This window comes from Bacillus sp. AP8 (assembly GCF_000321185.1).
Classification (GTDB): domain Bacteria; phylum Bacillota; class Bacilli; order Bacillales; family DSM-1321; genus Bacillus_AD; species Bacillus_AD massilioanorexius.
On the sequence record NZ_CAPG01000087.1, the window covers coordinates 1 to 6,447 of the forward strand.

The following is a 6,447-nucleotide window of genomic DNA, read 5'->3' on the forward strand; positions in this document are numbered from 1 at the left end:
GTCGAGAATTAGCCGACTATGTCCATTGGTATAATCACATTCGGATTCATGGGACATTGGATTATAAGAGCCCTATTCAGTACAAACTTGAACACCTTAAAAAAGTTGTCTAGTTTAGTGTTGACTATCCAAGATCTATCAATTGAATTGAAGAAAAAGTATAAGAAGGGTTGCTGCGGCTATCCTTTTTTCTTATTCGACTAAAGGGTGCATTACTTTAATAAAAGGAGCTGACAGCTAAAGGACAGATTAGCATTCCTGTAGATCGTTAAATATCAGGTTTGAAAAAAATAGAGCCCCTCAGTAAGATTATGAGTATAGACACCACTCTAACTCAGACCCTTAAGGAGGAAGCCCTAAATGAATTTTAAAATGCAAGACAAACAAAATCAACTCATAGAAAGAATTTCCGATACACATCTTATTGTTGGTGTGGATATCGCTCAACAACTACACGTTGCAAGAGCAGTTAACTTCCGTGGAATTGTAGTTGGAAATCCTCTTACTTTTGAAAATAATGAAGAAGGATTTATAAATCTATTAAACTGGATTCAAGAGTTAAAGAGACTAAAGAACTTAGATGCAGCAATAGTAGGCATGGAGCCTACTGGCCATTACTGGCTTAACCTATCAAAATGGTTATATAACCAAAACATCGAGGTAGTAACTGTCAATCCCCACTTAGTAAAAAGGAATAAAGAGAATCGTGATAATACCCAATCTAAGAGTGATAAAAAAGATGCACTCGTTATCGCGGATATGGTCAAAAATGGCTATTATTCCTTTATACGCCCATCGTCAGAATCATTTGAAAAAATTAGAGTTCTAATGTCAAATCGTGATGTGATTGTAAAACGTCTCGTACTGTCTATTAATCAAATAAATCGATGGGTAGATGTTGTTTTTCCAGAGCTACGACAAGTGTTTAAAGATGTTTCGTGCAAAGGGGCTATCGCAACCCTCCGTTTATTTCCAACTCCAGATGAAATATCTTCAATGGAGTCAATAGACGTCATGACGGCGTGGAAGTCATTAATGAAAAGACAACCAGGACCTAAAAAAGCTCAAACGCTGATCAATTTAGCAAAAATTTCTATTGGAACTAAACAAGCACTTGATGCTTATAAACTCCATCTAGAACAATTATTAGAAGAATATGACCTCGCTGTAAAACAACTCGAAAGAGTTGAACAACAAGTAAAAGAAGTTCTTAATCAAATCCCAATCGCAAAGAATCTACTTATGATAAAGGGGATAAGTGAAATCTCATTAGCAGGTATATTAGGTGAAGCAGGAGATCTAAGTGGGTTTTCTCATGGAAATTCTCTTTTACGTCATGCAGGATTACATTTAGCTGAAGCAAGCTCAGGTAAATGGAAAGGGCAAATAGTTATTTCTAAACGAGGCAGGTCAAGACTTAGACGCTTCCTCTACTTGGCAACTATGAGCCTTGTGATGAATAATCCTGAGTTTAAAGCTGTCCATTCCCATAATGTGAAGGTTAAAAAGATAAAGAAAATGAAATCAATAATGAAACTGATAGGTAAACTAGCAAGGATTATTGTAGGAATAGCACGACGAAACGAGTCTTATAATCCACAGAAAGTACAAGCTACAATCCCTTTAGCAGCTTAGGAAAAACAGATACTAAAGGGTCTTAATAATATTAGTCTATATCTTAATCTTGAATGTTGTCTTATTCGTAGGAATTCAAATATGTACGGAGTACCAGATTTATTCAACAAAAGGGCAATGTGACCCATCAGGTTAGCATAACTGGCCTTCACCCCTTGGATAGGCATGACGAAGGAATGAGAGGGCATTTGACCCGTTGAGACATGGGAGGGAATGCCTCCAGGGGCGGCGTGGAGATGTGCATCGTATGGTAAAATATGGAGTATTAGCTAACTCCTTTATTTAACTATGCCTTCACGAAGCCAAAATGATCCGAACTCGTTTCTATTACCCGTAAATCCTTTTTAAGGGATATGAAATCCTGCGAATAAGTGAGCATTCGAGAGATATTCGTATCAAACTGAGGGAGTTGAATAAGGAAAATTTGTAAGATAAAACAAAAAACAGGATAGAACTTAGCGTTTCGTTCCTATATATGTACAAAGAGGAGTAAAAGTAATGGTGCAATCATTGATTTTTGATATGGATGGAAATTTATTTCAAACAGAAAAAATTTTAGAAATCTCACTAGAGGATACTTTTAATTATCTAAGAAAACTTGGTAATTGGAATGACATAACTCCAATTGAAAAGTATCGTGAGATTATGAGTGTTCCTTTACCCATTGTCTGGCAAGCCTTAATGCCGAATCATACTGATGAGGTAAGAAAACGGGCTAATACCTATTTTCTAAATAAATTAATTGAGAATATTAAAAATGGAAAAAGTGCGTTATACCCTAATGTGGATAAAGTTTTCAAATACTTAAAGGAAAATACTCCTTCAATCTACATAGCAAGTAATAGTTTGAAGGAGTATTTAAAAGCTATTGTGGATTATTATCATTTGGATAAGTGGGTTACTGAGACATTTAGTATTCAACAAATACAAACGTTAGATAAAGGAGACTTTTGAAAACCATTATAGAAAAATATGATATAAAAAATGCAGCCGTTGTTGGAGACCGTCTATCTGATATAAACGCTGCTAAAGATAATGATTTGATTGCAATTGGATGTAATTTTGATTTTGCAAGAGAAGATGAACCTTCTCAAGCTAATTATGTAATAGATAACTTAATCGGTCTTAAAAAGGTATTATCTGAAATATAAAGAGCATCTTAGTATGCTAAAAAGTGAATTAGCAAAAAATCAAGGCTGTCATTTAGACGGCTTTTTCTTATGCAGCTAACGGGTCAGTTTAATTTAACAAAAAGTATGAATCCATTTTTTAAAATACTTCAAATTGCCTCGTTGTTTTTCTGAACATCATGTCATGCAAAAAGCCATCGAACAAGAGTGATGGCTTTTTGTGTTTTTTACCAATATTATATACTAACATTTTAGTAATTTATCAAACATTATACGTCTTTCTTGGTTTGTTTTGTTCACGAAAACAGCTTCATTATACCAATCAATAACATTTTGATTATTTCGTTCGGTTAGATTCATGTCTTTATTATAAGTGAAATATCCAGTTAGATAGGTGATATAATCAATCCTTGTAGGTTCGGATAAGTTGTTTTCGATAATGAAATCTAAAGCCTTTTCTAAACCTTCTAGTGTTATTTCAAAACAAGTTCTTAATTGAGTTGGTTTCACGTCACTTATAAATGACTCTTTTTTATCAGATGCCATAGGACTGTAATTTAATGAGTGTCCGTCTTTACCGTTAACTATTTCGAATGCAGAATTTAATTTAGCTAAAGGTATAGATACTTCTGTATTTTTTTGTACAAATAAATGGTCAAGTCCTACAAGCTCCAGTTTATCTCGAAATATATTCGAGTATTCTTTATAGAAATCCAATCCTTTTATTTGTAATCGAGTAAGTTTCATTTGAATTTCAGGCACTCTACTTCCAGCTAAGTTTAGTACATCAAATCATTCAATTTGTTCTTCACCAGACAAATCTTGTGCATAATTAATGGTGTAAAAATAATTGAGATATTACGGGGATGTACTTTATATTAATGTTGATCCAAATTATAAATCTCCTACTCCTTTAAAAACAAGAAGAGCAGATTGGAATAAACAAGGTGGAGGACTTGGTGTTGTGTCTAGAGATGCTATAAATAGAACTTTTTCATGTTCAACAGGAGGAATAGTTTATAAAGGCTCTACATATTGGGTTTTAACAGCTAGCCATTGTACTAACGACTCAGCATCTCCTTTTCTTCAATGGGGTTCCATATTAGGTACAAGACATTCAACTTTCAATGCCTATGCAGGAGGACGATTCATGTTTGGCTATTAATGAAAGAGAAGATGGCTAATTTTATTTTTGGAATAATAGCTTTCGGTAGCTATGTATATATTTATATTTCGTCAGGATTAAATGCAATGGCAGTGGTTGCTTTTGTACAAACAGTATTTCTTATATACGGTTGGTATTTTTGGAAGAGAAACAAGAAGGGAAATGAAGTTCCAGTAACGAATCGATTTACTCGTAAACAACTAATATTTTGGCTTACAGGGATGGGTATTGCGTGGCTTATTTGGGGCTACTTGAGAAGTATGTATTACATGGGTCACTACCTTTCTTAAATAGTTTAACTGCTGTATTGAGTTTAACAGATGAATATTGGTTAAGTCGTAAGTATCTTGAGAATTGGCACCTGTGGATTATAGCAGATGGTATAGCTGTTTTTACTGTATTCTTAAGTGGTTTATACCCAATGGTTATACTAATGGGGATAAATACATTATTGTCCATTCAAGGTTTACGTGAATGGACAAGGAATCAAGATAAGAGAACAGAAGAAGAGAATAAACTTCAATATGTGTAAGGTGAAGATTCTGATCAAAGATATATGATGCCTATTTAAGTGGAAACTTACGAAGAGAATTATTTATGAAATACTTTTAACTCTAACAAGATTGTCAAAGACTACTAAATAAATTTTATATACTAAAGAGGGATTTACTTCGAGAAAAGAATGGATAATCTTCTCTATTGAAGTAAAGCCCTTTCTTTTGGTTTTCATATATTAATTACATTAACTAAAGATGAAATAGCTATCAAATGTTCAATCTTATTCTTATCAATTAAGTATACAGTATCAATTAATAGATCTACTTTTTTAATATTACCTATTTCTTCTTTATATTGCCCCTTTGTCCAATAAACTAACTTTACATCATAGCTATACTCAATGGCTTCAATCAAAATGTAATTAATTCTCTCTTGTTCATCTTCGTCTAATAAAGGTTGAATAACTTTCTTTTGATTTTCAATAATATCAGATATTCCTTTAAACTGTTGTGGTATGCTAGCGAATGGCTGCCATTTTTTTATAGTGCGTCCCATGATATTTTGTTCCTTCCTCATGTATAATGTCCTCCTATTTTATTGTTATTTTCTCTAATCGTACTATGCTCTAAATAACTACAAGCTCTTAATAAACTATTTTTACCGTATTTAGATCGAATTAAATCCATTGTTTTAGCAAGGTTTTTTTCTTTTTGTTTTCTTATTGGGTTTGAAAAAAAAGATAGTTGTTCGAAATCCTCTTTAACAAAGTTTTTAAGAGAGATAGATATTGTTCTAACAGGTTCATTATTATAATGTTTATTTAAAATTTTTAAACATGCATTAAACCAATCTAATGTTAGATCCGTTGGCTGTTCAAGTGTCACACTTTTACTAAATCCACCCATATTAGAACTATAGCCTAAGCTAAATTGGATTGTTCGACATAAATTTCTTTGATTTCTTAATCGATAGCATACTTCTTCTAACTGCTCTAATATTAATGTTTTAATTTCATCGGCTTTATAATCTCTAAGTAACACTTGGCTTTTACCAATAGATTTGTCTGCTGGTTTATAGTCTTTCATTTCCGATAGTTGAGAGAAGTCTATACCGTTCGAATGAAGATGTAACTCCGTTCCAATAACATTACCAAAATGCTTGATTAGAATTTCTTTAGGATAGTTAGCTAAACCTCGAATTGTTGAAATACCTAAACGGTTTAACTTTGCTTGTGTTTTTCCTGAAATCCCCCAAAATTTATTTAATGGTTTAATATTCCACAACTTTGTTTGTATATCATCATATGTCCAGTGTGCAATGCCACTTAAATCTTTCTTACTTTCATGGTCAAGTGCTATTTTTGCCATGAGCATATTTGGACCTATTCCGATAGCGGAATTTACTCCAGTAATGGCGAAAATATCCTTTTGAATAGACGATGCCAATTCATATGGAGTTTTTTTATGAAGATATGTATAGTTAGTGAAATCTACAAAAAATTCATCTATAGAGTATTGGAAAAAATCAACAGGAGCAGCGTATTTTGATAATATTAGTTCCGTAATTTGATTTGATATTTGTACATAAGTATTCATCGAAGGATTGACAACATAGATATCATTATCATTTGGAATTTCCCATTTTCTATTTCCTGTTCCAATCCCTATTTTTTTAAACGCTGGGGTAGCAGCTAGAACAATAGAACCGTCTCTAGTTACATCACCTACAACTGCTAATTTCACTTTTAATGGGTCTAATCCTAAAATGACACAAGAAACTGATGCAAAAAATGATTTAAGATCTACACAAAAAATTAGCTTATTTGGGCAAGTTGAATAGTCATACATATACTCACCTCGTTATATGTTTATAAAATTTTAAGTTTATATTAGAAGAGAAAAGTTGAGCATAATTAGAATAAAATTATGCTCGATTTTAATTATGCACATAAATTATTCCTTTATTTTTATTGTGAAAAGTAAGGGGATATAGAGAGTACTATTAATTATGCACACTAGA

Annotated in this window: 6 protein-coding genes and 2 pseudogenes; 5 read left to right on the plus strand and 3 right to left on the minus strand. The window is 32.6% G+C overall.

Annotation, left to right across the window (positions count from 1 at the left end; all coding sequences use genetic code 11):
- The 3 genes and pseudogenes from BN349_RS25560 to BN349_RS24455 form a co-directional block, all read left to right on the plus strand.
- A partial coding sequence (locus tag BN349_RS25560; protein ID WP_148335087.1) for an IS3 family transposase occupies positions 1-113 on the plus strand: 113 nt, incomplete at its 5' end.
- 247 nt (positions 114-360) lie between these two features.
- Positions 361-1,635, plus strand: a complete 1,275-nt coding sequence (locus BN349_RS20595; RefSeq protein ID WP_019244202.1) for an IS110 family transposase — start codon at positions 361-363, stop codon at positions 1,633-1,635.
- A 498-nt stretch (positions 1,636-2,133) separates the two neighbouring features.
- Positions 2,134-2,786 (plus strand): annotated as a pseudogene (locus tag BN349_RS24455) (HAD hydrolase-like protein).
- Positions 2,787-3,008: 222 nt separating this feature from the next.
- Here BN349_RS24455 and BN349_RS24460 read toward each other — a convergent pair.
- A complete protein-coding gene (locus BN349_RS24460; protein ID WP_019244205.1) occupies positions 3,009-3,527 on the minus strand; it encodes a hypothetical protein in 519 nt (172 codons plus the stop codon).
- Between the two features lie 88 nt (positions 3,528-3,615).
- Here BN349_RS24460 and BN349_RS26015 point away from each other — a divergent pair, with 88 nt between their 5' ends.
- Together BN349_RS26015 and pnuC are read left to right on the plus strand one after the other, a co-directional pair.
- Positions 3,616-3,930, plus strand: coding sequence for a hypothetical protein (locus BN349_RS26015; protein WP_019244206.1), 315 nt, complete (start codon positions 3,616-3,618; stop codon positions 3,928-3,930).
- Between the two features lie 11 nt (positions 3,931-3,941).
- A pseudogene (pnuC, locus tag BN349_RS26990) lies at positions 3,942-4,462 on the plus strand (nicotinamide riboside transporter PnuC).
- A 194-nt stretch (positions 4,463-4,656) separates the two neighbouring features.
- Here pnuC and BN349_RS25120 read toward each other — a convergent pair.
- Together BN349_RS25120 and BN349_RS20620 are read right to left on the minus strand one after the other, a co-directional pair.
- On the minus strand, positions 4,657-5,004 hold the full coding sequence (locus BN349_RS25120) for a YolD-like family protein (RefSeq protein WP_019244207.1): 348 nt from the start codon (positions 5,002-5,004) through the stop codon (positions 4,657-4,659).
- Positions 5,001-6,275: a Y-family DNA polymerase gene (locus tag BN349_RS20620; RefSeq protein ID WP_019244208.1), complete on the minus strand. Its 1,275-nt coding sequence runs from the start codon at positions 6,273-6,275 to the stop codon at positions 5,001-5,003. Before BN349_RS20620 ends, BN349_RS25120 begins: the two co-directional genes overlap by 4 nt.
- Between the last annotated feature and the right edge of the window lie 172 nt (positions 6,276-6,447).

Coding starts and splice junctions, on each gene's coding strand:
- BN349_RS20595 (WP_019244202.1), top strand. CDS start 361: ATGAATTTTAAAATGCAAGACAAACAAAATCAACTCATAGAAAGAATT.
- BN349_RS25120 (WP_019244207.1), bottom strand. CDS start 5,004: ATGAGGAAGGAACAAAATATCATGGGACGCACTATAAAAAAATGGCAG.
- BN349_RS20620 (WP_019244208.1), bottom strand. CDS start 6,275: ATGTATGACTATTCAACTTGCCCAAATAAGCTAATTTTTTGTGTAGAT.